Source organism: Pragia fontium, from assembly GCF_900638655.1.
Taxonomy (GTDB): domain Bacteria; phylum Pseudomonadota; class Gammaproteobacteria; order Enterobacterales; family Enterobacteriaceae; genus Pragia; species Pragia fontium.
The window spans coordinates 1,368,097-1,393,782 of the sequence record NZ_LR134531.1; the positions used below are offsets into that span (position 1 = coordinate 1,368,097).

The window sequence follows — 25,686 nt, forward strand, 5'->3', positions numbered from 1 at the left end:
GCTCCTGTACTTATTAAGGAATGGCTAATGAAAAAGCTACTCTTATTATTGGCTGTTGTGATGGTAATGGCTTGTACCGCTAGACCATACATGTCCGCTCATGAAACTTATGATTCTAGATATCTTGTTCAGAACAAAAGCAAGACACACGTAAGGATACATCGAGTAAATCAAATATCAGGATCCGGTCTCCCTGATGATTGTCCTTTGGTCCTTAAAGTTGATGGTATTGATGTGGTTGGATTGCAGCAAAATCAGTTTGTAGATCTGTATTTACCAAACGGTGAGTATTCTTTATCTGTAAGATTTAAATGTGCGTTAACTGAATGGAAAAAGTCGGTCACACTTGTAGCTGATGGCGTTCCTCAGGTGTATGAAACTGAAACTGGAGCCTCAGGGCAATATCGCATGTGGCGAGCAAAGTAATTCAATTAATTAAAACAATTAAACCTCCTTTTTAGGAGGTTTTTTATTTGGAGTAAATCATGCAAGAAGTAATGACACAAATAGAGTTACACGGTTCACTAGGTAAAACCTTTGGTAAGATTCACCATCGGCTAATCAGCATAACTAAGGAATCCGTCAGAGCTTTAGCTAAGACCATCCCGGGCTTTGAAGCATATATGATTAGCAGCGAAGCTAGAGGGATAACTTATGCTGTATTCAAAGGCAAAAAGAATATCGGTGAAGATGACTTGGGTTACCCAGTGACAGGAGAGGTAATTAAAATTGTGCCTGTAATAATTGGGAGCAAAAGGGCTGGTATGTTTCAGACTATTTTAGGGGCGGTTCTTATTGCTGTCGGTGCTATTTTAAACTTTACACCCGCAGCAGCAGCCTCACCTTTTCTATACCAGATGGGAGGGGCAATGATGCTTGGCGGCGTAATCCAGATGCTATCCCCACAACCCGGAGGGTTAGCAATGAAGAACGATGCGGATAATAAGCCATCTTATGCGTTTGGTGGAGTAACTAATACGGCGTCACAAGGCTACCCTGTTCCGGTGTTATATGGTAAGCGTCGTATAGGCGGAGCTATTATTTCTGCTGGGATCTATGTCGAGGATCAGCAGTGATTTAGTTCTACAGCCTTAACTATATCGGAAATCGATATGGTTGAGTTGTTCAAAAGTGCATTTATGCACCTCATGATGCTAGTAGATCTATCAGGTATCTACAAAGCTTACTTGTTGGTAACCTTTACAAATAAATTTCCATCAACATTCATTGATGTGTTTGTATAGGGATGCAATAAATGAGCTTTAATTTACATAATGTAATTATTCATCAACTGGTTAAAGATCAACATAAAGACATAAAACCATACCATCTTCGTGATACTGTTCTAGATTCCAGCGAAAAGCTTGTTCTTGAATTAGTAAAGAAAATAGCATCTCTTTATGGAACTAAATATAACACCTCAACTCATGGTGTGTTTAATAACAAAGTCCACAATCAAGGTACATTCCCCTCATCATTTGATGCTTACTTTAAAAAAGGTAATAAAAATAGCAAAGACTTCGTTCAATTATCCGTGAAGGTAATGGATGAATTGCAAGAACGTGCCGGAGCTAAAGACAAGCAGTCATCATCCGGTGGGTATATCCTTTTTGCTGAATATACTGTTAAGTCTGAAAGATTCTTATTTGTAGCTATGATCAAGAATCAAAACTCATACACTTTAACAGATTTGCTAGACCCCGCGTTGTTTGAAACATTAGATCTCGGCAAGCTTAATCAAGCAATGAGAATTAATTATTCTAGGTACAATAAAGTTGACACTCCTGAACTTAATGGAAATGAAATTAATTACCTTAGCTTCATCAGTTCTAGATCAAGTGCAACTATATCAGGCTATTTTATAGAAGCTCTAGGTTGTAGTAAAAGTATTAGCACTGCAAAAATGACTAGCAATGTAATTAATTTATGCACTAACTTTTTTAAAGGTGATGATTTATTAAAGGAAGAATCTATAAATGTTAGAGTGGAAATCATAAATTACCTATCAAAGTGTGAAGAAAAGAGAAAGCCAGCAAACCTTTCTGATATTGGCAGTATTATGAAAGGTAAAATGGTTAACTTGGAATTAGAAAATGATGAAATAGATAAAAAAATAAGCCAATTTCTTTCTAAACTTAATAGTGATGAAGTGGGTGTGTCTAATGAGTTTAATGTTAATAAAACTTCATTAAATAAGTATAAAAAAGTTAATTATAAAGGTACTGAAATTTCCTTTAATTTTGACTGCGGTTTATTAGGCGATAATGATAGTGCTGATGTATACTATGACAAGAATAACAAGAAGCTTACATTCTCTAATCTAGATGTTAAGGCGAGAGAAATAATAGAGCAGGCTATAAGAGATGGTAAGGTTAATTAGGTACTAAAGAATGAGTATAAAAACTATAGTTGCATTATATAGAATCCTACCAACTCCAGAGTATAACTCTGAGAGAAGATTGTTTTCTTGTGAGTGCAAATATACTCAAGAGATTAGACAAGCCATCTTAGATGTTATTCAAACCAAAGCATCTATTAAGGAATTAAGTGTCAATGGTGACTGTATCGATTACGATACTGAACCTTTACCGGACCCAAAAAATGATGACGTGCTGAGGATTGAAGTTAAAGCGCCAAGTAATTCATCGACTTCATTCTTCTTAGATATTAATGATTTTTTAGGTAGGGTGTCTAATAGCGAATTTCTTAAAGGTGAACTTCCTGAGCAATTTTTTATCGTCAGCGATAATTATTTTTCACTAGATGAAAATACTAATTCTAAAATTGAATCTTTAAAGAACTTATTTAAATTTACTGACTGCTTATCAAAAATGGCGCATTATCAAGATAATAATGTTGATAAACTAAGTCGTAAATTAGTCTTTTTTAAAAGGACAGAGAAAAGTCTTCAGCCCTTAGCTATTGATATAGATTTTAATGACGCATCTTTGTTAAATACCACTCTTAACTTTAAAATACTTTTAGATCTTCATGGAAGCGCTAAAAATGATTTGCATATAAATGAAAAGAAAAATATTTTTATAAGTTCACTAATTGAGTTGTTGTTTGATATTGGTGAAGATAAGAGTTTTTCCTATTTAATAAAAAACTGGGATGAGTTATTAAAACTATTTAATAATAATCTAGATGTATATTTGAGTAACTTTTCATTTCATAAAGTAAGGCAAGAAATTGCGAGTACTGAAATAGAGTTGGCTGATAAATGTGCAAAAACCTTATCAGACATACAGGCTAAATTGTTAGGGATTCCGATATCATTCACAGTAGTAATTGGTATGTTAAAATCTGATTCTATGTTTGTGCTAGAGCAAATATTGTGTGTCGCAGGTCTTTTGTTAACATCATTAGTAATTAGCTCAATTGTTAAAACTCAGTTAGATAATTTTAATTCAATTAAACATGCTAGTGAGGTGTCTTTTGGTGGGTTTAATGAAAAAGCCGATTCACCTTCATTGGTTGATTTAATTGAGAAGGCAAAAGACAATCTAAGTAAGCAGCAAGTATCAACAAAGAGGTGGCTTACATTTTTCAGAGTCATATCATGGTCACCTTTCCTTCTAGGGCTATGCACCTTTGTTTATAAATATAATATTCCTCAAACGGCAATTGCTGTGGCTAAAAACATTTTATAAGTAAGGTCGGGTTGTAATATCAGAGTGGAGTGTTGCTCTTAATCTAAAGTTTCCTTCGTTCTCCATACGCTATTGCGCCAACGAAACCTCCGTTCCGGAGGTTTTTTCACATCTATAGGTCGCCAGCCTAGTGCGGCCTTTTTTATTGGGCAAAATATGTCACAGAAAATAATCACTGGTAACAAGGGCGGCAGTTCTTCAAGTCGCACGCCAACGGAACAGCCCGATGATCTGCAATCAGTGGCGAAAGCTAAAATTCTTCTAGCTTTAGGTGAAGGCGAGTTTGCCGGAGCACTGACAGCGAAAGACATTTATCTTGATGGAACTCCACTTGAAAATGCCGGAGGTTCACAGAGCTTTAGCGGTGTTGCGTGGGAGTTCCGGGCAGGCACTCAATATCAGCCATACATTCAGGGCATACCGAGTGCAGAAAATGAAATTAGTGTTGGTACTGAATTAAAACACGGTACCGTGTGGACTCATACGTTCACGAATCCCCAGCTGTCAGCAGTTCGATTGCGCTTGAAGTGGCCTCAGTCGTTTAAGCAAAAAGATAACGGTGATTTAGTCGGTTATTCAGTGAAGTATGCAATCGAGTTACAAACTGATGGCGGCACTTGGCAAACAGTGATTGATTCTGCGGCAACCGGTAAAACGATGTCGGGTTATGAACGTAGTCACAGGATAGATCTCCCTCAAAGCGGCAGTGTATGGACCGTTCGCGTTAGGAAAGTCTCTAATGACGCTAATAGTGCCAAAGTTGGGGATACGATGACTATTCAGTCCTATGCTGAAGTTATCGATGCTAAATTACGGTATCCAAATACCGCATTGCTTTACATTGAATTCGACTCTTCACAGTTTGGCGGCAGTATTCCTCAGATATCTTGTGAGCCTCGAGGGCGCGTTATTCGTGTACCGGATGTTTACGACCCTGAAACCAGAACGTATAGCGGTACGTGGCACGGCTCTTTTAAGTGGGCGTGGACTGATAATCCTGCGTGGGTGTTTTACGACATCGTTCTATCAGACCGCTTTGGTTTAGGCGAGCGCCTGACTGCTTCCAATATTGATAAGTGGACCCTTTACGAAGTGGCTCAATATTGTGACCAGTTGGTGCCGGATGGGCGCAACGGGAATGGCACTGAGCCACGTTACACCTGCAACGTGTATGTGCAGAACCGAAACGAAGCCTACACCGTGTTACGCGATTTTGCCGCCATATTTCGGGGGATGACATACTGGGGCGGTGATCAGATAGTTTGCCTTGCTGATATGCCGATGGATGTTAAGTACAACTATACTCGGGCTAACGTTATCGATGGCCGGTTTACGTATTCATCTAGTACGACGAAAAGCCGATATACGACGGCGCTAGTGTCCTATTCAGACCCATCCAACGGTTACGCTGATGCGATGGAACCGGTGTTTGAGAAAGATTTGGTTACCCGTTACGGGGTTAATCAGTTAGAAATTACGGCAATCGGGTGCGTTCGGCAATCAGAGGCGAACAGGAAAGGGCGCTGGGCGATTCTGACCAATAATAAAGACAGGGTTGTATCGTTTAATGTCGGGCTTGATGGAAATATCCCTCAACCAGGCTTCGTCATTGGGATTGCTGACGAGCTGTTATCGGGAAAGGTTACCGGCGGGCGCATTAGTTCAGTGAACGGAAGAGTCATTACGCTTGACCGAGCAGCTGATGCAACGGAAGGCGATAGATTAATATTGAATCTACCTTCGGGTATCTCACAAAGCCGCACAATTCAGTCTATTACTGATAAGTCGGTTACTGTTACGGTCGCTTACAGTGAAACGCCAGAGCCTGAGTCAGTGTGGGTTGTTGAGTCAGATGATTTATATGCTCAACAATATCGTGTTGTCAGCGTGTCAGATAATAGTGATGGTACGTTTACTATTTCTGCAGCAAACCACGACCCGGATAAGTACGCCCGTATTGATACCGGAGCAATTATTGATGAGCGTCCGGTCAGCGTGATTCCACCCGGCAATCAAGCGGCACCGTCCGATATCGTGATCGATTCTTATTCGATTATTAATCAGGGGATTAGTATTGAAACGATGCGTGTGCAGTGGGGCGCGGTTAATAATGCAATCTCGTACGAGGCTCAGTGGCGCCGTAACGACAGTAACTGGGTAAATGTTCAGAGAGGCTCTACAACGTCGTTTGAAGTCCCCAGCATTTATACTGGGCGTTATCTTGTCCGTGTCAGAGCTATTAACGCATCTGAGATATCATCTGGTTGGGGATATTCATCAGAAGTTACCCTAACAGGGAAGGTTGGAAACCCACCAAAGCCAGTTGGTTTTATGGCAACCGGTATTAACTGGGGTATTCGTCTTAATTGGGGTTTTCCTGCTAACACCGAAGATACGTTAAAAACCGAAATCCAGTACACGGCTAATTCTGATTTTTCAGATCCATTGTTACTGTCTGATGTTCCCTATCCCTCATCTGAATATATCCAGTTGGGATTACGTGCCGGTCAAGAATTTTGGTACCGCGCTCAGTTAGTGGATAAAACCGGAAATGAGTCAGGTTGGACGGATTGGGTGCGGGGGATGGTTAACGATAATGCCGATGATTACCTTGGCGATATAGCAAATGATTTCCTAACGTCTAAAGATGGCGAACAGTTAACAAGCCAGATTGATACTAACATTGAAGGTATTTTACAGAACGCCTTAGCGAACAACGCAACCGTTGATCATCAGTGGGCGCAATACGGCGAAGTGAGGGCCGATATTCTAATTGTTAAGACTACTGTTGCGGAAGTAGATCGGGGAATTGCTGAATTAAGCACTACTGTTCAGGCCGAGATTAAAGATGTTACAGCAACACTTGAGGACAAATTGACTGCGGTTGTTGATGCCAAAGGCGCAACAGCCATTCATACGCTTAAAGCCGGTGTTCGTATTAATGATGCATTTTATAGCGCGGGAATGTCTATTGCTGTAACCGCAGAAGCATCAAAACCCGTTGTGACACGTATTGGTTTTAATGCAAATCAATTTGTTTTAATGAGCGGTAGCAATGAAAACCAATATTCTCCATTCGCAGTTATAAATGGTCAGGTATTTATTAGCGATGCTTTTATTCAAGATGCTTCCATTACAAATGCCAAAATTAGAAACGCTTCAATAGATAGCGGAAAAATATCCAACTATCTTCAGTCTGATAACTATATCCCCGGCAAGGTTGGTATGCGCCTTGGTTTTAGAGATGGAACTGTAGAGATTAATGGCTCCACCCCTGGTCAGGGCCGGGTTGTTACCGACAGTACCGGGACAGCTTCTTATGATGCTAACGGAGTGCGCAGAGTAAAATTGGGGAAAATACGATGAGTGTGTATGGAATATCGATAACACCCGAAGTTACTGGAAAAGAAATTGAAATCACGTCCGGTTCTAGGGCTATGAGTTATTTAGGTTATTACAAAACTGAGGTAAGTAATAATAATTACATAACAGTGACAGTACCCAATAAAACGCCGGGTTCAACTTTATATATTGTTCCTGTCAACATGGGTACTCTGGTGCTGGGGGGGACAAGTAGTGTAACAAGCGCAATTATTGTTGATAACATTAATATAAATGGCAATGTTATCACTTTGCATATAAATGAATATTACCGATTTATTTACCCAAGATTTGCTGTATTTGAAGTGCTGGGAGCAGGAAATACGGCAGATAGTTACGGCATCGCATTAGCTGACTCTACTAATTACTTGGAAATAACCGACTCATCAAAAATGGGATGCTGTGTATGGGTTGGCAATGTCACTATCAATGGAACATGGAGCGTTCCCACTAGTATTCCGGCAAGACAAAACTCAGTAGTATTTGTTAACTGGAGTTCTGCTGATGCGGCTTTAATTTTTGATGATACGACTAAAACGATTAGCTGCTATCAAAACGACTCATTAACAACTGTTAACGCCAGCATCGCTGTATTTACGTCAGGCTTTAACCTTGAGCTACCCGATTATGGATTAGCTATTTGGAATGCAAATGGCCAATGTACATTCTCTTCTAAGTATGCACCGCTGATTGCTTCAGGGATAGTATCTCTCAATGCAACCCCGGGAACATGGGTAACTTGCCCTGTATCTAGACCTATGATTCCCGTGGGCGTCGTAGGTGCCACAAAAACATGGAGTGGCGGTGGGAGGGCGAAGTGGAGTGAGTGCGGTATCAAAATGTCGGGGAATAGAGTAACTGGTGGTGCTGCAAGGTATATGAATAACGTTGCAGACTCAAATATGAATCGCTCATTAGTATCCCCCGTCAGCTTTCCAGTTCTTGATTGCAATAACTATTTTTAAACAAAATCAACTTAAGTGAGCCCGCTATGTGCGGGTTTTTCTTTATCTGAATAAGGATAAATCATGTCATCAGGCACAATTAACTTAACCAATAATTCTGATATTGTTGTTGGCACCGGAACATCATTTTCAACGAATTTAAAAGCCGGGGATATGGTTGTAGCAGTTGTTGGCGGCGTTACTTATACGCTCCCCGTTAAAAGCATTGAAAGTGATACTGCTCTAACAATCATCAAAGCCTATGGTGGGCCAACGCTGGCCGGTAATGCGTGGGCTGCTATCCCGCGAGACACAATGAATGCCATCACTGCTCAGTTAGCGGCTGAAACGGCAAAAGCGTTGCGGGGACTTAACTATGATAAAGATAACTGGCAAAAAGTATTTAGTGACTCAGGTAATATTACAGTTCAGTTGCCAGATGGAACTGTGTTTACGGGACCGTCTTGGAATAACATTGCAGCGAGTGTTAACAATAAACAAGATAAGCTCAATATTAGTGATGTTGGTAAAAACTTAATAGCGGCTCAAAATGAAAGCAGCGCACGCACTGTAATCGGGTCCGCGTCTGATAGTGAGGTATTAAAGAAAGCCAATAACCTGTCTGAGATATCAACGACTGAAGCAAAAAAAGCTGCGAGGGAGAGCCTAGGTCTAGGTAGTGCCGCTGTTCTTGATGCCGGAACATCAAACGGCGAATTAATGAAAGTGGGTGATACTCAAAATGTTTATCATGCAGCATATTCCGGCGGTTCATCTGCTGTAATTCCGCAATCTGGTTTTTTGTCTGCTGCTGTCGTGGGCCCAAACTCAGTAGTTAAAAATCTTGCAATTAAAGCCAGCAACTCATCGGCGGGATGGACGTTACATTCTTCGTTTGGCTTTTATGTTGACGAAACAAATAACCCAAACTCGGCAGCGATAATATTAACGTGCACGGATGGCGGGGCATACACACGGAATTGGTTTCTATTTAATAATGGGAATTTATTAGGCCCCGGTGGAGCATTTTGGGGAGCAACGAATACAGCGGTAGACGCAAACGGTTTTATTAAACGGGCATCACCCGTAGTTAAGTTATTTAGTGATGGTTCCTGTGAATTAAATAACGAATCTAAAGGCGTAACGGCAGAGCGCTTATCTGAGGGCGTTTACCGTCTATCAGGCTCATTAATGGGATTTAATTCAGATGGTTTATGGGATATTGAAGTACCGAGCGACGACAACAAGCAACCCTTAATTTGGGTTAAGTCAACCGTTGAAGCTAGCGGCGACATTATCGTTAAGACATATCATCGCACTCATCCGAACGCACCTAAATTCGCTCAGAATACAATTGATGGCTATAACGACGGTGACCCAATAGATATTCCGGTCGGGCGTTGGTTAGATTTGCGCGTGCAAGTTTATTCTAACGACTTATAATTTGTTATGTATCAAAGCTTAAAATTAGCCCACTTTAATTAGTGGGCTATCTCACACTAGACAAACACAAACACTCGCTCTATTCCCTCTTGCTTAAATTCAAGGTCTAAATCAAGCAAAGTCAATTCAGATATTAAATCGATGTTATTGTGTGTAATAAGCTCAGTAACGTCGATTATTTCTAACATCTGTTCTTTATTTATTTCAAATGCTGAATACACATCTTCTGCATATACACATATTCTTTTACCGTAAACAACGTGTCGTAACTTTATTTTCATTTCCATTGTAGATGATAATAAATCAAATAATAATGCTTTTGATAATGCTTGCGCTTTATTGTTTACTGACAGTTTTTTAAAAATATTCTTGAAATAATAATTAACCCCATCTCTTGATATTCCAAGGGTTTTAGCTATTTCTTGCGATGTTCTTCCGGCCGCTGATAAATTTAAAATCTCTTTCTCTTGAGTTGATAATGTTATTTTTTTATTCCCAGCGGGAATAAGCTTGTTAGATAAATTTTCATGTGAAAGCTTCGCTATTAGCTTTAACTCCTCAGCTACATGATTAATATCTTTAATTTCTAAAGTCCCGCTTGATAGAGTTAGCAAACCCGCGTTGCCGTAAGGGTCACGAACAGGACATGAAAAGCCACGGACGATATTAAACTCTCTTGCTTCACCCCAAAATTTCTTGTTATCTTTGAATAAATAGCTATCCCACAGAAAGAATTTACTAGAAAACAAGGCATTATTGACAATTGGGTCGATATTTAAATAATTATTTTCAGAATAAATACTTTTCCACTCATCGCTATAATTATTTAATAACACTGGTTTAATGTTACTTTCCGAATTATTTGGTATGACGCCGTAAGCGCAATGATCAAATCCCATATAATTTGTTAATTCTTTCAATTTGTTGAAAAAATTATCGTCACTATTTTTTAAATGACTTTTTATTTTATAAATATCCATTTTAAGTTCCTTTACTCCACAGCATAACAATGCGGCACAAAATAAATGAAACTTAAATCTCATAATGTATATTTTTAAATCAAACAGTCAAAAACTACCAGTTTGTGTACTAACAATAACGCTTTTGATGCGCTATCGTGACTGTATCGGCGCGAGACTTAAAAGTAATTCATTAGCAATGGAGTGAATGGATATGAATGTAAACCAAGCGAACGTTGTCAATAAGTTGGAGATGGCAGGGATTATCACGGGGCAGTTACAGTCTTATTTGTCTTTACTACTGGAAGTAGAGAAAGATGAGGATCATATCAATTTGCTGTCCGTAGCGTTAACAGTGGTAGATGAGCTAAAAAGCACACTTAATAATTGATATTGAAGCCCCTACTCGGGGCTTTTCTATACGCATCCGTGCGCCTTGCCTGCCAGATTACAGGCGCAAAAAAGCCCGCGCGGGGCGGGCTAGATATGCCTATCGATTAAAGTTTGAAATATTTATCTTTTAAAGAAGAAGACCTGAATTTATCTATGCGTTCTTTTTTTTCAATTTCAGTCAAATCATCTTTTTTTGTGTAGGGTGATGCTATCGCAGCGTCCCTTCTGCGAGGTGGGTAGTCACTACCTAACTCTCGCTTTTTCATGGTTAGCATTCCTTAAGTATTGAATATAATTTATAAGTACTGCAGTTATCTAAAGATGCTTTGCCGTGTTTTCTTCTTGTTCCATCAGGATAAACTCTGTAGCAGAGTGCTTTTTTAATATTGCTATCATATGTTAGCTGTAGTATAGCACCTTCAATTTCTTTGTTCCATTCTAGCGTTCCACCATTTACATTCCGCTGTTCACGCCAATCTAATGCTCCATCACTTTCTTTTATGGCAGCCAAACCATTTAAAATATCAAGACATGACTGATATCTATTATTGGGATCAATTTCCAAGCATTTGTTTATCACAGCTATTAGCTTTTTAGGTATGTGGCTAGAATATTTTCTTGCAGGGAATAATCCAGAATTGAGTGAGTGGGCGAGCTCATCGACATTCTGAAACACAGATATTTCCTCTTTAAACCTTTGATTGCCAATACACATCCTATATAAGGTTACGCCGGTTTGGTATATATCAAAAGTATAATTGAAGTGTTCATCCTTTGCTTTAGTAAAGTATTCTGGCGGCGTATGAAAATAGTAGGCACATTGAGGTCTCGCCCTCAATGAATCGTTAACCAGCTCAGATAAACCAAAGTCAGACAGCATGGCTTCATCTCTATTGGAGAGCATTATATTGTTTGGCTTTATATCAAAGTGCATTAGTTTTTTTGTATGTATATGATGAAGCCCACCAATAAACTGAATTGCGTATCTAATTATCTCTCTGGGGGTTAGATTATCTATATTTAATCGCTGATTAATTGTTCCACTACGGTAGAACGGCATAGCTATATAAATATTATCAGTATCCTCTGCTGCATATTGAACCTGAACAATGTTTGGGTGAGCGTATTTATATAAAAGGCTAGCCTCAGAAAAGTATTGATCTCTGCTTTGTTCTGGCTTTTTTTCTATTTGTTTAATTACTATCTCATGAGATAAATTTTCATCATGCGCTAGATAAACCTTTGAGAATTGGCCTTGCTCATCAAGGTCTCTAATCCAAGTGAAGGTTACATCGGCTTTTCTATGTGGACTAATCATAGTTTAGCCTCCGCAGCAAGAGCCGCCAATAACGCCTCATTTGTCTCTGATGAGAATGATGAGTTATCTATGTTTTTAATAGTTTCTTTGGATGCGAGAATGGATTTGTATTGCGAATCATTAATTCCTAAGGCTGTTTTAATTCCATTTTTTCTAATTATAAAGTATTTTTTTATTTCACTGCTAGAGAAGGCTTCCTGTATGACTGCCTCTATATACAATCTATCTATACTCATATTTTGAGAGTTAGATTCTGTTACTCGTATTGACGCAATATCAACTTCATAGAAGTTCAATATATCAAGAATATTGTTACGCACATATTTCAATTTTTCAGGTGTGTCTAGGGTGGCGGGCATATTTATGACATCTGAACATACAAGCACTCCCCCTTCAGTGCAATAAACAATAAATGATGATACCGTTGGTGCGACTCTTACGCCCAAAACTCTCATTTAATACTCCAAGGTTGAGTGATATTTGTAGCCAGAAATTAGCCTCTAATGCTACTTGCTTGCAGTCATCATTACTACCTGACAGATCTACCAGTATCCACCCACCAGTCACCAACTCCCTTCACAGCCACCCCTCCCAATCTCAATCAACTTCTATCCTTTAGCCTCAAACTTTCAGCTTTGATCAGTTACAAGTCAGACCTTAGTCAAACGATTTAAATAGTGCTAATATGAAGGTGAAGGCAATTGTTAGAGGTTACTTTTTAAGCAAAAAAATAAGTTGTATACATGCGTGTACATGAAAGTAAGAAATATGCGCACATGATAATTTAATCATTTGATTTAAAACGTATATTTTTATAAATTATATTTAGAAATTTAATAACAACAAGCCTTGTTACTGATATTTCAATTCCATTATCTATGGCGTTTAAAACTGCATCAACATCTATTCCTGCTCAAATCAGGCAGAACTATAGTGGAGTAGCTTCAGGCTACGTTAATGCAACAACTCCGACCATAACTGGAATAAATTTTATCACGTTAATCCCAATCTCAAATACAACTGTTCGTGTTTTTATTAACACAGCATCTGGAATACCAGGAGATGGATTTGTTCTATCAATTGATTTATTTGGGGATTTCCGTTAATTTTTTCATAACTTCATCAGCTATCATGCGCATTCCTTTGTCCGAAGGGTGATGACCAACAGGGGTGTCACCATACAGATTTATTGCCATGGTATCCGATACGCGAGAAGAGTATGAGGACTTTATACAGAGGAAGGTGCTCGGGCAGCAAACGTTCGATTTTAAAAAACAGTCTTAACTGGTTAATCGCCGCATAGGCAGACCTAACCCTCTCCGGAGGGTTTTTTGTTATGTGGGACAGATATGGGACATGTATCGATTTTTAAGAGTTGTTATCTATTTCAATCTTTTTGCATCTTGTGACGTGTGAGCGCGGATTGATGCGGTAAGTTATTGGTTTTAAAGGTAGCTCTAGGAACTTCTAAGCCGTAGGTCGCAGGTTCGAATCCTGCTGGGGGCGCCATTTTAAAGTATCTAAAAGTCTTTTAACGTCTACAAACTCCTTATAAAAGCACTATCTCAGCGATATTTCATTATCTCAACGTCAACTCACGTCTATTGAAATCTACCTACAAACATGAAGCTAAATGCCCGCTAGATCAAGGTTAGTAAACCTAAAGAAAAAGCTTATAAATTATCTGATGGTGGCTTATATCTGCTCATTAATCCTAATGGTTCGAAATACTGGGGCCTGAAATATCGAATTGCCGGTAAAGAAAAGTTATTGGCGATGGGGGGATATCCTGCGGTTTTTTTAGCCAGTGCCAGGAAGAAAAGAGATGATGCACGTGAAATTATTGCTGCTGGTGGTGATCTTAATGAGACAAAAAAGACCGAACGGGCTGAACTAAAAGCGACTATAGAGAATACGTTTGAGTCCGTTGCTCGGGAGTGGCATGAGTACAAATGTCCTAACTGGACTAAAGGGTATGCTAGTGAATTACTAGAAGGCCTCCAGAAGGATATATTCCCTCACATTGGTAGAGCCCCGCCCAGTTGCAGAGATAAAACCTCTAGAAATGCTTAAGATTCGCGAGAGTGAATTTATTATCTTAAGAGAGCTAATCACACGCATCCGTTTACAGCAACCGCATGTTAGTGAGTCTCAAGTTGCCGATTTTTTATATTGAGAATGAAAATAGTGGGCTTCCTGAATGGGTTAAGCAAGGAATAGCTAAATCTATCGAAGTCATTGATGGTGGATATGGACTGACCCCATAAAGTTGGACTCCCAACTGAGTAAGGTGAAGTTCACACAAGGCGGTTTTTTCATTTGATATTATTGGTATTAATACTAGTTTTCATTTTAGGTTATTTATAACTATCTGTAATATAGTAGAATAATGTAACTAAAATTACAGATGGTGAGTGGTATGAAATGGAAATTATGTCCTCTAGAGCAAGGGGAAAACTACATTAGTCAGGTTTTGCATGTTACAGAATTACCTGAAATGGCAGTACAGCTTTCATCGGGGTTTAGTTGGGAGACAATTCTTGCATCATTAATTGCTGGGTGTATCCCCGCTTTTATCTCATATCAAGCGATTAAAAACACTTCTAAAAATATCAATATGACAATTGATAGTCAGAATAAAAATCTGGTGGAAACGATAAACTCACAAGAAAACATAGCTGCAAAAAGTATGAAGGTTGAGGTTTTATCTAAAAACCGGCAATCATGGATTAATGAATTAAGAGATAACAGCGCGAAATACCTATCGCTTGTCATAAAGGTTGCTCTTATAAGGTCAGGTATAAGTATTAATTCATATAAACATGATGAGTTACTAGAACAGTTTGAGTTGATAAAGAGCAATTCTGCACACCCAGAAAGTGAACAGTACATTTGTGCTGAGAAGGGTTTAGATGGATTTTTAAAAGCGATAGAGCGGGATCAGGCTCAAATAAGAATAAATCAGTCAGAGCTATCTTTAGTAGTATATAAAATAAGACTTTTGTTAAACCCATCGGAAGAAATATCTCAGAAAATTATATATAATATGATGTCGACAGTAAAAGAGTTAGGGGCTGTGACTTTGAAAAATGAGAAGGAGGGGGTGAATTATATCAGTAAAATCGAAATGGTTAGTGAGGATTTTACTGCATTAATTCAATTATGCCTGAAAGATGAGTGGGAAAGAGTAAAAAAGATAGCATAATCTGTACAGACCCGAGCTGATGCATAGTTATCAACTGGGGTTTTATTAAAAGACTAAATTCTATTTACAGATACGGAAACTTATACCCAAGAATGGGCGCGCCAGCTTACCAACGGAAGAGGCCTAGACCAAAAGGTAATTACTGGAGAATGAAAAACAACCAAAACACTGATTATCGTGGTTAAGGAAAATATGTATAGCTTCTGTTTTTGAACAATGACAAACTCAGTATTAAAGCAGTAATGACTGTTTATATTCACTCCTGCTGGGGCGCCATTAAACTCAATGAGTTATCCAAGATTTACCATCCTTTAATTTTCTCCTTGTGCCTTATTTGTGCCATTAACATAAATTTACGAGTCCAATTTCTTCGCATGTTCAGTTAAATGATTCGGGGATAATTGAGCATATCGACGTATCATCTCTATGCTTTCTACCTTCCCATTTCTTGAAGTGCTGATAATGGAACGCCAGCCAGGTTTCTTGATGTCCCGCACGTTGAGAGACCGGCATAATTAACATTAAATTAATTGTCCTATCCGTCGAGATCGCGGCTTTTTTGCGCTCTGTTTATTCCTGAGTAGTTCCATGAACGAGAATCATAGATTACCTACAAAATTACCTTACTAAGGTCTGTTTTTCAGAGTAGGAAAGATTGTCGATTTTTTTTATTGGTAGCGTCCTTGCAAAATTGAATAATCAGCTATTATGTATATATAAAGACTAAGAAAATACAAACAGAATCAACCCGACAAGGTGATAAGCAGCAGTGCGGTAAGAAGATTGTTCAACCCCAGAGGGAGGTGGTCCAATATCTTCGATGGCCATAACTGGCAAGTTAGCTAGCAACTCAGTAATGCGTGGCAAAGCTGGCGAATAGTACCAAAACGGGAATTCCAACTTCAACAACAGCTCAACTCCGGTTGGGCTTTTTTATTCCCGAAATCCAAGTTATTTCTGGCTTGTTCGTATAAATACTGGAAGCTTCTTTCACAATGGTTTTTATTACAAATTTCATTCAATGAGTGGGCTTGATAATGATAACTCCACACCGAAGAGGGGATAGGCGGAATGTTACAAAGTAGAGAGTGAGTGATGAGTATATTGTACTGACTGAGTAAGGATGGTGGTTCAATCTTGCTGGCAGGTAATCCGTCTTAGCAACTAGGTGTGAAGAAAGTATATTTTTGCCAATGCCCTTATTTACTATGATAAGGTGCTAAAACCGTTGTTAACTTTACAATAAATTAAAAATTAAAAGGGATATTTTATGTTGAAAGAAGCGCTAGTTTTTATCGCGTGCATTGGTTTAGCTGGTTGTTTTGGTGGAAGTAAGGAGTTTTCAATTGATAACCCTACCGATAAGCCGCTGTCTGTTTTCATTGATAATAAAGAAATCACCATTCCAGCAGGAGAAATGCAAAACATTACTCTGAACGCAGGTCCTCATCAGATGACCCTACCTAACGGTGAAAAAGTTAAGTTCAGCGTACTTGGTGCATATGGAGACTCCGAGCGTTCAGGGATAATTAATCCAACTCAAACTCGCTACATTTATGTTATACAAAAATATGTCGCTGATGGTGTAACTCCTTTTACTGAAAATGGCGATGTACATGTGTTAAAAATTAACGGGGAAGAATTTACTGGGCCATTTATCGATTTAGGTAGTGAACTCTTCATTGATAGTTTTAATAAAGACTGGAATTTTGGCCCTACAGAGTCCTTTCCTGAAACAACTTTTGCTAACAGCCATGACACCTACAAAACCAAACTATTCAGAGCTAACGATTTTATCCATTATTACAAGACTGACTTCTCACCTTCGGGAGATTATAGCACCCGCATTAGTATTCTTGAGTCGGTTTATAAAAAACCGGAGTTGTCCTATAATTTTTCCGAACCAGAACTTCAGCAAAATATCTCAGAAGCACTAAAAATCTATAATCAGTTCATCCATGCAGACTCAGCCAGCAAGCAAAAGGATCTAAAAAAGCAGTTTGAACAACAAAATCGTGCTAAATGGCGAAATCCTCAAACCAAATCCCTTGAAAATGCCCATTACTATGAGGTGATGAGCAATATCAACCATATATTTTGGAGTTCTGTTATTGAATTAAGCGACTAATATTATGCCACCTCCTGCTTTTCTTATCGCAGAGTAATCAACTTTATAGCGGCTTTCATTACAAAGCCTACTACTCAGTAGAGAGTAGGCTTTTTCACTTAGATATACACATTGATTGCCAACTTTGTTCGAAGCAACTTTTGCAAGAACGGGAATCTTTAGGCTCAAAATCAAGGCCAGAAGCTATGCTTCTTTCGCCGTTTTCATAGGTTGAAATCTCAATAAAAAATCGGGTGAAATCGGTATATGTTCCTGTTGGGTCATTAAACTTCACCTCTCCGCAAACATTACCTTTAAGAGAATCGGGATTTTTGTCGTCAGATGGTGTTTGTATAAAGATAACATTTCTAAACCGCGGTTTACTGCTTTCATGTACTGAAAGCCTTTTGGCTGCTGCAATGGCTTTTTCTTCACGACTATCTTCACAACTAATAAGGGTGAATGTTATGGGAATGATTAAAAGGCATTGCAATTTACTTTTAATTTTCATTGAGTATAAGCTTCAGCTATTAATCGGGTAACAATAACAACTTAATGATTATCTGTATATGGGCTACTTATTACCCCCACGAGCTTGATAATGACACTTCCGTTTATTTTATATGATAGTTTTTAATTGTAACTATTTGATTAGTATTAAATAAAGATAAAAATAAATCGCCTGAAAATTAGGTGTGCTATTCCTCTTTTAGTATACTGTGTATCCAGACAGTAGTTTGGATAAGCATAATAATAAAAATGAGGAAATAATGATGACAATAAAAAATCCAGTGGTTTCTTACGGTACGGCTCATGATGAGTTAAAGAATGGTGATTTGATCTCAGGTAAATCGGTTCAACTCTCTACAGATATTGATAATGCATTACATCTTGGGAGTGACAATGGATTATTTTCTAAGAAACCTACATCATCAATTGTTGGATTTGGTTTCCAATTGACAGAAAGAGAAGTTGAACACACTTATTTAGGTAACGATTTTTGCTCAATGAATTTTAAATTGTTTCCACACATTAAGTATACGCCTGAGGAGCTAAGGAATAAGCGATTTATTGTCGAGGGGACTGTTTATACGGGGTTTGAATACAATCAAAAACCATTTAATGTAAAAGGGAGTACATATGTGCAAGTTAGTAGAGGTAGCGGTGTTGAGACTAACTACCCTTTAATTACGGATGGAGATATTGATTACCCAGAGTTATTTTCTAATTATGAGTGTATTAATAATGAAGATAATAAACTAGAGAAATTACCTGAGTACATTAGAGTTAATAGTAAATATTATGCTATTGCGAATAAATATGATTTTTCTTGTTATCCATTGGTTTATCCACATGTGGCCGCTCTTCCTGGTAGACAGGATTATATAAGTGCAGACATTCGCTTTACATTATCAATTAGTCGAGTAGAACCTGTGAAAATAGCTCATGTAGTTAAATATACGCTATATGAGATTTTATAAATCCCAATTTGATTGGTATGAATAAAATTAATTAAAACAGTTGAATCATATAGCTCAACTTCGGTTGGGCTTTTTTATGTCCGAAGTTCTAACTTCGAAAATGCATAATATAATAATTCTTATTACAACACTGATTATCTGATTAGACTTGATAATATCATTTTCTCTGAAATAATAGAGGAGTGATCTCCTCTATAGATAATTTACTTAATTTGCATATCATCTCTAATCGCTTTAACGCCATTAATTTTAGAGGTAACATCGATCGCTTTGTAAATAGAATCTCTGGAACTGACAAACCCACTTAGCTGTACATTCCCTTTGAATGTTTCAACATTAATTTCAGACGATTTTAATGAAGGTTCATTGAAAATAGCCGCCTTTACTTTAGTGGTAATCAGTGTGTCATCAAAGTATTCACCAGTGCCTTCATGTTTTGGTGTTGGTGCACAGCCGAGCATTGCAACCAGTACAAGAGCCATTAAAGATGCACCAATGTATCTATTGAATGTTTTCATAATAATCTCCTGAGGTTTTTAAGTGGTTTGCTTTTATCAATGACTAGGGATTGTGAAAGGATAATTAAAAAAGCTCCCCCAATAATTTAACGGGGGAAAGCAATAAATGGTAGGTCATACATTAATACAAGAAATAGGATTGCATTAATATTAATATACTCTGCTCATTTGAGATTTATGCAACCTTTTTATTTTATTAATTTTATTTTATGAATAGTTAAAATAAAATTACTGCCTGAATTAAGTATCTATTCCCTTTTAGATCAAATATGTCCGTGTTTATTTTGATTGTCGGTTAGTACAGAAATAGCTGTTTGCAGAGCAATTCTGTCATCTAACTTCATTTTTTTAGCTTGAACGACATATAAATACTCAATTAAGGTTCTGGCATTGATCGGACGGCCTTGCTTTTCAACGGCAATAATTGCTGCACCGAGTATCCGTTTAACTGCTGGTAATTGAGAAGGGTACCAGTTTAAAGTATCAGAGGATTTCATTTGATGCTCCTGCATAGGGCATTAAATATAGCATAATAGGATTGTTTATTCATTGTATAAAAAATAATCGGCAGCGATATCGTGGTATAATAAGCCTCATTCACCAAATAGGTAGAATATCATGTCTTATCTTAATGAATTATTGAAGAAGGTAAGGGAACGAGTTTCTATAGTGGAATGTCCTGTCTGTAAAGAGACATCAAAACAATTGATGAGCAAAGTGTCTCAGGGGCTTGTTTTATGTTGTCCTCACTGTCGTGCTTTATTTGTTATAGAGCATAAGTAAAGCTTTTATCCCAATGACGGAAATCCGCTTCGGCTTTTTTATGTCTGAAGGAAAGTGGTTATATCGCCTGCTTTTATCTTACAGGACATGATATGTGGCATTTAAAAATAGCCCATATTAAATGGGCTATAGATATTATTAACGGATTACCAGGACTGAGCATTTTGCATAGCGAACTATTGCCGCAGCATTGGATCCTAAAAGATAAGTGGTTATGCTGGGGCGATGAGAAGCAACAATGATGATATCTGCCTGAATTGATTCTGCCAGTTTCAATATCCCATCTTTAGGCGCTCCGGTCGCCAGATGCTTTTCTATTCTGTCTTCTGGAATGTTAAAGTCTTTTATTGCTTCAGTCAGTTGCAATAATGCTTCGCTTTTTAATTTATCTTTATCAAACAGCTCTCCCGAGTAACCTAAACCCAGAGATGAATAATATGGAAAAATTGGGATAACCGTCAGGAAATGAACGCGAGCCGTACTATTAAGACTAACCTGAGCTTCAACATGTGAGATAACCAGTTGAGTTAGCTCTGGATTGGAAATGTCGATGGGTACCAGGATTGTATGATACATAGCGCCTCCGATTTGTTTGGCCCTCAATGTAAGTGTAGCTACTATTTCCGACGACAAGAGTGTAATTGTAGTGATAAAAATTAGTGTTAATGGATAAAGAGAAGGTGGGGGTTATTTGGGTATCGAAGAATTCATTATCTTATCCATATTCGTTCCTCTTAATGTTCGGTTAAGCTGGTTTTGGTCGTTTACTTAGATGACTGGCTCATTTTTTATTAGTCATTAAGCTCTTGTATGATATATGTTAGTTCAGAAGTCTGTGGTGTTATAAGGAACATTACATTGGCGTATTTCTGGAAATATTTAACAGGAGTTAATCATCATGGCTAGCCAACCACGTGGAATCAGAAACAATAATCCAGGCAATATTGACTATAATCCGAGGAATCAATGGAAAGGTCAGTTATCGTATGACCCGGTTCTTGAAAAACGGTTTTGTCGGTTTGAATCACCGGAATATGGTCTTCGTGCGCTCATGTCATTACTGGGGACTTATCAGCGCAAGTATCGACTAAAAACAGTAGCAGGGCTAATTAATCGTTGGGCACCGACTAAAGAAAACAATACTAGTGCCTATGTTAATGCGGTTGCTAAACAATTGGATGTTCAACCGACAGAGCCTATCGACGTCAGCGATAAGAAAACGGTTATTGGACTGGCAAAGGCAATTGTACGTCATGAGAATGGCACACTACCTTACTCTGATGAAACGTTTGAAAAGGCATTTAGCTTATTGTGAATGAGTGAATGTACTATCGAGAGCCGCAATAGCGGCTTTTTTTGTGTCAGGATTTTATCGCAATGTATTGAACTGGATTCAGGCATGTTACTTGCTATCTAATCGTTGCGGAATTAAATAAGAAGGGGAAGGTTAGGCAATCAATGACTAAAGGAGGTGTAATAGGTTATGTCATGTCTTTATAGCAGTAGTTTGTGGTATGAAAAAACTGATTATATATGTAAAGATAAACATTAATATAATATTGGTTTGATTTTTTCTTAATGTTGTTTATCTAAAATCAATGAGTGATTTCTATAGCTAAGAGAAATTTATTGGTCATGTTAATCATGATGGTATTCATCATCTAGATGAATAACTCAGGACATCTGGCAACTAAAGTTTTATTGAGAAGGCTTATTAAGTTTGCTTTTAATTAATTCATATCCGTGTAAATTGAATGGTTTAATTTTACCTTTACTTATTTAAAATTAATAATATGAATTTATATGTAAATAGGATTTTATTTTTCAAAGTTATTAGGGGTTATGTGTTGATTAAGATTTAATTATACGATTAAAATTATTGTGCCTTAAGGCATAGTAATTTAAAATTTAAACATTAAAAGGATGTATCGTTATGCGTAAATTAGAATCTCACGAAATTGAAGCTGTAAATGGTGGTTGCTCTTTTATTACGGATTTATTCAAGAAAGACAAAACCGAAGATGGTAAGAGTAGTGGTGGTATTTTAGATAAGTTATTTGGTGGCGATTTTCTAAAAAATATCGGTAACATATTTACTGGCTTATTTGGTAAAAATAAATAAGTTTTGCTTTGGAAAAGGAAAGGGATCAAATCCCTTTTCTTTTTACTCAACATCATCATGGTTCACTTTTTACAATTTAGTAAAAGTGTTGACGCCTTGCTAATCATCAAGGAATCGTTACTATCCGATGTCAGTCAATAGACATAATCCGCCAGGCTATCTTATACTCAATCAGACTAAAGCTATTCATCGAGTTGCATGACTAACATATCAAAAAACAGAAAACAGGCTATAAATATATAGCCTGTTTCATTATTCAATAACGGTTATTTTGCCGTATCTTTGAATGCGCCAAATGGGTCTTTCAGCAGGTTGATAAGGCTGCTACCCACTAGTGGTATTTTTCCCAGAGTGAATTCGATGATTTTATTTTCGAAATCATTAACTTTTTTGCCAACGGTTTTGAATCCAAAAGCACCTAGAGCTGAGCCAAACAGACCTGCGCCACTAACTTGTTGAATTTCTGTTTCTGATAATACTTTCATGTGAATTTTCCCTAATAATATTGAAATAGTTAAATATACGGGTAAGTTTAATTAAATTAACATTTACCTTTCGTAATATTTGATTATTGTCGCAGATTTAATTTCTGCTGGGCTATATTTGCATGGGTATTTATTCCTAGTCAATGGTGTATTTAGTTTAATTAGATCATTTATTTATTTATTTATCCACTTAATGGATCTTTACTTATTTGTTTATAAGTTAATATTTATTTTAATTAATGTTTTTGATTATTTTTAGGTAAGATTATATCGATTTGTGACTACTGTTATTATTGTTTTTCTCTATAGTTTCTTTGTTTCACTAAAAATATTCTTCAAATCGTGGGGGATAATTAAGTTATTCGTCATAAAACTTATCTTAATCTCTAGGTTATTTCCGATTTGCTAACGTAATGATTAACGCCGTAAGGCAGATAGTCATCATAATTTAACTTGGTGGTTGATATTTGTTAAAAAATGACATGTTGGATGACGCTTTAAATAGTCGACTCAGGGAGAATAGAGGCATCACCCATATTTTTTGCAACGTTAGCGATGTTTGACACATTTTCTTCATGTATAGGATGAGTACGATAGCATCGAGATGCTAATCATTTCTGGTGACTAAGAAGCAGAGGACGAAGGGAACGGATAGATGTTGGTGGCGGCCATGGACATTCGCATTAAAGTGTAGTCGTATCGAATACAGGTTATCCATTGAAAATCCATAAAATTAGGGCAGACAAAAATAAACATGAAATAATGTTTGCTTAATTTTTCTGGTTATGACTTAATGGCGTCCTGGTTTGTGGGTACAGACCTATTTATGTAAAGCAATTTAAAGCAGTTCGCCATTTAGCGTTATCTTCAGATATCACTTCTTCAAGAATTCCTTCTAATTAGTTCCCATAAGTAAAACTGCCAAACAGACCTCAAAACAATTTTTGGTATCTAATAATTAGAGGAATATTCAATGTCAGGTTCAATGACTGGTTTAGTAAAATGGTTTAACAGCGATAAAGGTTTTGGCTTTATCTCCCCTAAAGATGGCAGCAAAGATGTGTTCGTTCACTACTCTGCTATTCAGGGCACCAATTTCAAAACTTTAGAAGAAGGTCAAGAAGTTTCATTTTCAATCGAAAATGGCGCGAAAGGCCCAGCAGCAGTAAACGTTGTTGCTATCTAATTTTATTGAGTTAATTGTCTTCTGTTGATTAACTGTTTAGTTAGAACAGATGCATAATTAAGTTGATATAAAGAGCCTGAGTTTAAATACTCGGGCTTTTTTATATGCATTATTTGTACGGCAACAGCACAAAAAATTCAAAATCCCCCCTAAACTCCCTCGTTTAGCACCTGAATGGCTTTAGTTGGTTTGGTTATGGTCTCACCGCATGTGCCAGTGATTATGTGACGACAACAAGCGGCCAGATAATCGTTGCTAAAGGTAAGCTTGAACTTGATAAAGCAACAGGTATGACAAGGTATGTAGATCAGGATGGTAATGAGTATGAGATTCATCCCGAGCAAATTTCTGAAATGCTAGAGAAGTAAGCTTTAATATTATTAGCTAAATTTGTTTTTCAAGATTGCCTCAGTCAATACTGGGGCGTTTTTATGCCTGCTGATTCCTTAACTTATCTTTATTTATCTCAATAACGTTGCAGTGAGCTTACTTTTTTCCTGATTATTCTTCATGATGACTGCAATTATCCGTTGGTAATACCTATATTAGCCAAATATTTCGACTAACAGATTGCGACATTATATATAACTGTAATCGAATATTCAGTTAAAGTGTGGGATACACGAAATCGAGGTTCTCTATTTATACACGGGTAACTATGGGGTTTTCCATGTGAACTATGGTTATAGAAGCTCGGGAGAATCAAGCTGGTTGTTTGCCCATTTTTTCGATTCCGATAAATTAGGAGTATATTGATGAGTAATCAGTTAAAGGTGATATGTGTTTTTCTAGGGGCGCTGGGTCTTGGATTACTTCAAGGCTGCGCAGTAGAAAAAAATACCCGAGATGTCTCTACTATTGGTGGCAAAGGAAATCCGGCCGATGTCTATTGCTCTAGCGTTGGTGGCAAGGTGCAGGCCAAACAAAATGTTAAAGGCGCTTATTCAGTATGTTCATTTTCGGATGGCTTACAGGTTGATACTTGGGAGCTATATCGGGCTAATCACCAGAGTTAATCACGCAATCAGACACATTTAAAACAGTCCTATCTATGATGAACTTTGAGTTATTCGACGAATCAGAACCGCCAGATACTTTTTGTCAAATTCTCGCCTCAGGTGCGGTAATTCTGCGCCATTTTGCTTTACATCAGGCAGAACAGATTTTGTCTGAAGTTTCAACGGTCTCAGAACAGATGCCGTTTCGTCATATGATAACGCCGGGTGGTTATGAAATGTCAGTGGCAATGACTAACTGTGGGCGTTTCGGTTGGGTCACCGATCGCTCTGGTTATCGCTATAGTGAATTAGATCCCTTAAGTGGCAAAGCATGGATTTCCATGCCACCAATCTGCTATCAACTGGCGGTAGAGGCGGCATCTCAGGCTGGGTTTAATGATTTCCAACCGGATGCCTGTTTGATAAATCGTTATGATATTGGGGCAAAAATGTCATTACATCAGGATAAGGACGAGCCTGATTTAAACCATCCCATCGTTTCAATGTCATTTGGACTACCGGCAAAGTTTCAGTTTGGTGGGCTATCTCGCAGTGATAAGACTCAGAACGTAATGTTGACCCATGGCGATGTTGTGGTCTGGGGCGGGGAGTCACGTTTAGCCTATCATGGCATTTTACCAATACGGAAAGGCTATCATCCGGCAACGGGTGAGCATCGTATTAATTTAACTTTTCGTCAGATTAAATAA

The 25,686-nt window shown here is 37.8% G+C and carries 27 protein-coding genes and 2 pseudogenes; 19 read left to right on the forward strand and 10 right to left on the reverse strand.

Annotated features, from left to right (window positions below; translation table 11 throughout):
• Positions 1 to 27: 27 nt before the first annotated feature.
• From EL341_RS05925 to EL341_RS17650, 7 genes are all read left to right on the forward strand, one after another.
• Positions 28 to 426, forward strand: a complete 399-nt coding sequence (locus EL341_RS05925; RefSeq protein WP_126467326.1) for a hypothetical protein — start codon at positions 28 to 30, stop codon at positions 424 to 426.
• A 59-nt stretch (positions 427 to 485) separates the two neighbouring features.
• Positions 486 to 1,076: a tail assembly protein gene (locus tag EL341_RS05930; RefSeq protein ID WP_126467328.1), complete on the forward strand. Its 591-nt coding sequence runs from the start codon at positions 486 to 488 to the stop codon at positions 1,074 to 1,076.
• Positions 1,077 to 1,255: 179 nt separating this feature from the next.
• Positions 1,256 to 2,380 (forward strand): nucleoid-associated protein, encoded by a 1,125-nt coding sequence (locus tag EL341_RS05935; protein WP_126467330.1) that lies wholly within the window; start codon positions 1,256 to 1,258, stop codon positions 2,378 to 2,380.
• 10 nt (positions 2,381 to 2,390) lie between these two features.
• Positions 2,391 to 3,653 (forward strand): hypothetical protein, encoded by a 1,263-nt coding sequence (locus tag EL341_RS05940; protein WP_126467332.1) that lies wholly within the window; start codon positions 2,391 to 2,393, stop codon positions 3,651 to 3,653.
• A gap of 156 nt (positions 3,654 to 3,809) precedes the next feature.
• Positions 3,810 to 7,019, forward strand: a complete 3,210-nt coding sequence (locus tag EL341_RS05945; protein ID WP_126467334.1) for a host specificity protein J — start codon at positions 3,810 to 3,812, stop codon at positions 7,017 to 7,019.
• A complete protein-coding gene (locus tag EL341_RS05950; protein ID WP_126467336.1) occupies positions 7,016 to 7,999 on the forward strand; it encodes a DUF6453 family protein in 984 nt (327 codons plus the stop codon). The genes EL341_RS05945 and EL341_RS05950 overlap by 4 nt, the downstream gene beginning before the upstream one ends.
• Before the next feature lie 63 nt (positions 8,000 to 8,062).
• Complete coding sequence (locus tag EL341_RS17650) at positions 8,063 to 9,421, forward strand: phage tail fiber protein (protein ID WP_197723517.1); 1,359 nt, start codon at positions 8,063 to 8,065, stop codon at positions 9,419 to 9,421.
• Positions 9,422 to 9,477: 56 nt separating this feature from the next.
• Here EL341_RS17650 and EL341_RS05960 read toward each other — a convergent pair whose 3' ends face one another.
• A complete protein-coding gene (locus EL341_RS05960; protein ID WP_164720442.1) occupies positions 9,478 to 10,401 on the reverse strand; it encodes a helix-turn-helix transcriptional regulator in 924 nt (307 codons plus the stop codon).
• A 193-nt stretch (positions 10,402 to 10,594) separates the two neighbouring features.
• On the opposite strand from EL341_RS05960, the gene EL341_RS17585 reads away from it, so the two are divergent.
• A complete protein-coding gene (locus EL341_RS17585) occupies positions 10,595 to 10,771 on the forward strand; it encodes a hypothetical protein (protein WP_164720443.1) in 177 nt (58 codons plus the stop codon).
• Positions 10,772 to 10,877: 106 nt separating this feature from the next.
• Here EL341_RS17585 and EL341_RS17590 read toward each other — a convergent pair whose 3' ends face one another.
• Genes EL341_RS17590 through EL341_RS05970 form a run of 3 tightly spaced genes read right to left on the reverse strand, consistent with a single transcriptional unit; the run spans position 10,878 to position 12,546 of the window.
• Positions 10,878 to 11,039 (reverse strand): hypothetical protein, encoded by a 162-nt coding sequence (locus EL341_RS17590; RefSeq protein WP_164720444.1) that lies wholly within the window; start codon positions 11,037 to 11,039, stop codon positions 10,878 to 10,880.
• Between the two features lie 2 nt (positions 11,040 to 11,041).
• The gene (locus EL341_RS05965; RefSeq protein WP_126467340.1) at positions 11,042 to 12,091 is read right to left on the reverse strand and encodes a serine/threonine-protein kinase; all 1,050 of its coding nucleotides are present in this window, start codon (positions 12,089 to 12,091) and stop codon (positions 11,042 to 11,044) included.
• Positions 12,088 to 12,546, reverse strand: coding sequence for a hypothetical protein (locus tag EL341_RS05970; RefSeq protein WP_126467341.1), 459 nt, complete (start codon positions 12,544 to 12,546; stop codon positions 12,088 to 12,090). The genes EL341_RS05965 and EL341_RS05970 overlap by 4 nt, the downstream gene beginning before the upstream one ends.
• Positions 12,547 to 13,735: 1,189 nt before the next feature.
• On the opposite strand from EL341_RS05970, the pseudogene EL341_RS05975 reads away from it, so the two are divergent.
• Positions 13,736 to 14,162: pseudogene (locus EL341_RS05975) on the forward strand (tyrosine-type recombinase/integrase); the annotation flags it as partial.
• Positions 14,163 to 14,510: 348 nt separating this feature from the next.
• Complete coding sequence (locus tag EL341_RS05980; protein WP_126467343.1) at positions 14,511 to 15,296, forward strand: hypothetical protein; 786 nt, start codon at positions 14,511 to 14,513, stop codon at positions 15,294 to 15,296.
• Between the two features lie 353 nt (positions 15,297 to 15,649).
• Here the strand turns inward: EL341_RS05980 and EL341_RS17595 are convergent.
• A pseudogene (locus tag EL341_RS17595) lies at positions 15,650 to 15,771 on the reverse strand (integrase); the annotation flags it as partial.
• 795 nt (positions 15,772 to 16,566) lie between these two features.
• Between EL341_RS17595 and EL341_RS05985 the strand changes: the two are divergent.
• Positions 16,567 to 17,424, forward strand: coding sequence for a hypothetical protein (locus EL341_RS05985; protein WP_114986436.1), 858 nt, complete (start codon positions 16,567 to 16,569; stop codon positions 17,422 to 17,424).
• Positions 17,425 to 17,518: 94 nt separating this feature from the next.
• Here the strand turns inward: EL341_RS05985 and EL341_RS05990 are convergent, their stop codons facing one another.
• Positions 17,519 to 17,914, reverse strand: a complete 396-nt coding sequence (locus EL341_RS05990; RefSeq protein WP_074820871.1) for a hypothetical protein — start codon at positions 17,912 to 17,914, stop codon at positions 17,519 to 17,521.
• Positions 17,915 to 18,173: 259 nt separating this feature from the next.
• Between EL341_RS05990 and EL341_RS05995 the strand changes: the two genes are divergently transcribed.
• Complete coding sequence (locus tag EL341_RS05995; protein ID WP_126467345.1) at positions 18,174 to 18,884, forward strand: hypothetical protein; 711 nt, start codon at positions 18,174 to 18,176, stop codon at positions 18,882 to 18,884.
• A 203-nt stretch (positions 18,885 to 19,087) separates the two neighbouring features.
• Here the strand turns inward: EL341_RS05995 and EL341_RS06000 are convergent, their stop codons facing one another.
• On the reverse strand, positions 19,088 to 19,402 hold the full coding sequence (locus EL341_RS06000) for a BON domain-containing protein (RefSeq protein ID WP_047780568.1): 315 nt from the start codon (positions 19,400 to 19,402) through the stop codon (positions 19,088 to 19,090).
• A 263-nt stretch (positions 19,403 to 19,665) separates the two neighbouring features.
• Positions 19,666 to 19,899: a hypothetical protein gene (locus tag EL341_RS06005; RefSeq protein WP_047780569.1), complete on the reverse strand. Its 234-nt coding sequence runs from the start codon at positions 19,897 to 19,899 to the stop codon at positions 19,666 to 19,668.
• A 121-nt stretch (positions 19,900 to 20,020) separates the two neighbouring features.
• Between EL341_RS06005 and EL341_RS17795 the strand changes: the two genes are divergently transcribed.
• Complete coding sequence (locus EL341_RS17795; RefSeq protein ID WP_217639203.1) at positions 20,021 to 20,185, forward strand: YnfU family zinc-binding protein; 165 nt, start codon at positions 20,021 to 20,023, stop codon at positions 20,183 to 20,185.
• Between the two features lie 138 nt (positions 20,186 to 20,323).
• Here the strand turns inward: EL341_RS17795 and uspF are convergent, their stop codons facing one another.
• The gene (uspF, locus tag EL341_RS06010) at positions 20,324 to 20,761 is read right to left on the reverse strand and encodes a universal stress protein UspF (RefSeq protein WP_047780570.1); all 438 of its coding nucleotides are present in this window, start codon (positions 20,759 to 20,761) and stop codon (positions 20,324 to 20,326) included.
• Positions 20,762 to 21,083: 322 nt separating this feature from the next.
• Here uspF and EL341_RS06015 point away from each other — a divergent pair, with 322 nt between their 5' ends.
• On the forward strand, positions 21,084 to 21,500 hold the full coding sequence (locus tag EL341_RS06015; protein ID WP_047780571.1) for a structural protein: 417 nt from the start codon (positions 21,084 to 21,086) through the stop codon (positions 21,498 to 21,500).
• A 618-nt stretch (positions 21,501 to 22,118) separates the two neighbouring features.
• Entirely contained in the window at positions 22,119 to 22,307 is a 189-nt protein-coding gene (locus EL341_RS06020) for a hypothetical protein (RefSeq protein WP_047780572.1), read from the forward strand.
• Between the two features lie 266 nt (positions 22,308 to 22,573).
• Here the strand turns inward: EL341_RS06020 and EL341_RS06025 are convergent, their stop codons facing one another.
• Entirely contained in the window at positions 22,574 to 22,792 is a 219-nt protein-coding gene (locus EL341_RS06025) for a hypothetical protein (protein WP_047780573.1), read from the reverse strand.
• Between the two features lie 973 nt (positions 22,793 to 23,765).
• Between EL341_RS06025 and cspE the strand changes: the two genes are divergently transcribed.
• The 4 genes from cspE to alkB all read left to right on the forward strand — a co-directional run bounded on the left by cspE (position 23,766) and on the right by alkB (position 25,686).
• A complete protein-coding gene (cspE, locus tag EL341_RS06030) occupies positions 23,766 to 23,978 on the forward strand; it encodes a transcription antiterminator/RNA stability regulator CspE (RefSeq protein WP_047780574.1) in 213 nt (70 codons plus the stop codon).
• A gap of 224 nt (positions 23,979 to 24,202) precedes the next feature.
• The gene (locus EL341_RS06035; RefSeq protein WP_408634889.1) at positions 24,203 to 24,346 is read left to right on the forward strand and encodes a YgdI/YgdR family lipoprotein; all 144 of its coding nucleotides are present in this window, start codon (positions 24,203 to 24,205) and stop codon (positions 24,344 to 24,346) included.
• Between the two features lie 387 nt (positions 24,347 to 24,733).
• The gene (locus EL341_RS06040; protein WP_047780576.1) at positions 24,734 to 24,994 is read left to right on the forward strand and encodes a putative hemolysin; all 261 of its coding nucleotides are present in this window, start codon (positions 24,734 to 24,736) and stop codon (positions 24,992 to 24,994) included.
• 38 nt (positions 24,995 to 25,032) lie between these two features.
• The gene (alkB, locus tag EL341_RS06045) at positions 25,033 to 25,686 is read left to right on the forward strand and encodes a DNA oxidative demethylase AlkB (protein ID WP_047782566.1); all 654 of its coding nucleotides are present in this window, start codon (positions 25,033 to 25,035) and stop codon (positions 25,684 to 25,686) included.

What these genes read in the sequence shown, in the direction of transcription:
- EL341_RS05925 (WP_126467326.1), top strand. Translation starts at nt 28, where the DNA reads ATGAAAAAGCTACTCTTATTATTGGCTGTTGTGATGGTAATGGCTTGT.
- EL341_RS05930 (WP_126467328.1), top strand. Translation starts at nt 486, where the DNA reads ATGCAAGAAGTAATGACACAAATAGAGTTACACGGTTCACTAGGTAAA.
- EL341_RS05935 (WP_126467330.1), top strand. Translation starts at nt 1,256, where the DNA reads ATGAGCTTTAATTTACATAATGTAATTATTCATCAACTGGTTAAAGAT.
- EL341_RS05940 (WP_126467332.1), top strand. Translation starts at nt 2,391, where the DNA reads ATGAGTATAAAAACTATAGTTGCATTATATAGAATCCTACCAACTCCA.
- EL341_RS05945 (WP_126467334.1), top strand. Translation starts at nt 3,810, where the DNA reads ATGTCACAGAAAATAATCACTGGTAACAAGGGCGGCAGTTCTTCAAGT.
- EL341_RS05950 (WP_126467336.1), top strand. Translation starts at nt 7,016, where the DNA reads ATGAGTGTGTATGGAATATCGATAACACCCGAAGTTACTGGAAAAGAA.
- EL341_RS17650 (WP_197723517.1), top strand. Translation starts at nt 8,063, where the DNA reads ATGTCATCAGGCACAATTAACTTAACCAATAATTCTGATATTGTTGTT.
- EL341_RS05960 (WP_164720442.1), bottom strand. Translation starts at nt 10,401, where the DNA reads ATGGATATTTATAAAATAAAAAGTCATTTAAAAAATAGTGACGATAAT.
- EL341_RS17585 (WP_164720443.1), top strand. Translation starts at nt 10,595, where the DNA reads ATGAATGTAAACCAAGCGAACGTTGTCAATAAGTTGGAGATGGCAGGG.
- EL341_RS17590 (WP_164720444.1), bottom strand. Translation starts at nt 11,039, where the DNA reads ATGAAAAAGCGAGAGTTAGGTAGTGACTACCCACCTCGCAGAAGGGAC.
- EL341_RS05965 (WP_126467340.1), bottom strand. Translation starts at nt 12,091, where the DNA reads ATGATTAGTCCACATAGAAAAGCCGATGTAACCTTCACTTGGATTAGA.
- EL341_RS05970 (WP_126467341.1), bottom strand. Translation starts at nt 12,546, where the DNA reads ATGAGAGTTTTGGGCGTAAGAGTCGCACCAACGGTATCATCATTTATT.
- EL341_RS05980 (WP_126467343.1), top strand. Translation starts at nt 14,511, where the DNA reads ATGAAATGGAAATTATGTCCTCTAGAGCAAGGGGAAAACTACATTAGT.
- EL341_RS05985 (WP_114986436.1), top strand. Translation starts at nt 16,567, where the DNA reads ATGTTGAAAGAAGCGCTAGTTTTTATCGCGTGCATTGGTTTAGCTGGT.
- EL341_RS05990 (WP_074820871.1), bottom strand. Translation starts at nt 17,914, where the DNA reads ATGAAAATTAAAAGTAAATTGCAATGCCTTTTAATCATTCCCATAACA.
- EL341_RS05995 (WP_126467345.1), top strand. Translation starts at nt 18,174, where the DNA reads ATGATGACAATAAAAAATCCAGTGGTTTCTTACGGTACGGCTCATGAT.
- EL341_RS06000 (WP_047780568.1), bottom strand. Translation starts at nt 19,402, where the DNA reads ATGAAAACATTCAATAGATACATTGGTGCATCTTTAATGGCTCTTGTA.
- EL341_RS06005 (WP_047780569.1), bottom strand. Translation starts at nt 19,899, where the DNA reads ATGAAATCCTCTGATACTTTAAACTGGTACCCTTCTCAATTACCAGCA.
- EL341_RS17795 (WP_217639203.1), top strand. Translation starts at nt 20,021, where the DNA reads ATGTCTTATCTTAATGAATTATTGAAGAAGGTAAGGGAACGAGTTTCT.
- uspF (WP_047780570.1), bottom strand. Translation starts at nt 20,761, where the DNA reads ATGTATCATACAATCCTGGTACCCATCGACATTTCCAATCCAGAGCTA.
- EL341_RS06015 (WP_047780571.1), top strand. Translation starts at nt 21,084, where the DNA reads ATGGCTAGCCAACCACGTGGAATCAGAAACAATAATCCAGGCAATATT.
- EL341_RS06020 (WP_047780572.1), top strand. Translation starts at nt 22,119, where the DNA reads ATGCGTAAATTAGAATCTCACGAAATTGAAGCTGTAAATGGTGGTTGC.
- EL341_RS06025 (WP_047780573.1), bottom strand. Translation starts at nt 22,792, where the DNA reads ATGAAAGTATTATCAGAAACAGAAATTCAACAAGTTAGTGGCGCAGGT.
- cspE (WP_047780574.1), top strand. Translation starts at nt 23,766, where the DNA reads ATGTCAGGTTCAATGACTGGTTTAGTAAAATGGTTTAACAGCGATAAA.
- EL341_RS06040 (WP_047780576.1), top strand. Translation starts at nt 24,734, where the DNA reads ATGAGTAATCAGTTAAAGGTGATATGTGTTTTTCTAGGGGCGCTGGGT.
- alkB (WP_047782566.1), top strand. Translation starts at nt 25,033, where the DNA reads ATGAACTTTGAGTTATTCGACGAATCAGAACCGCCAGATACTTTTTGT.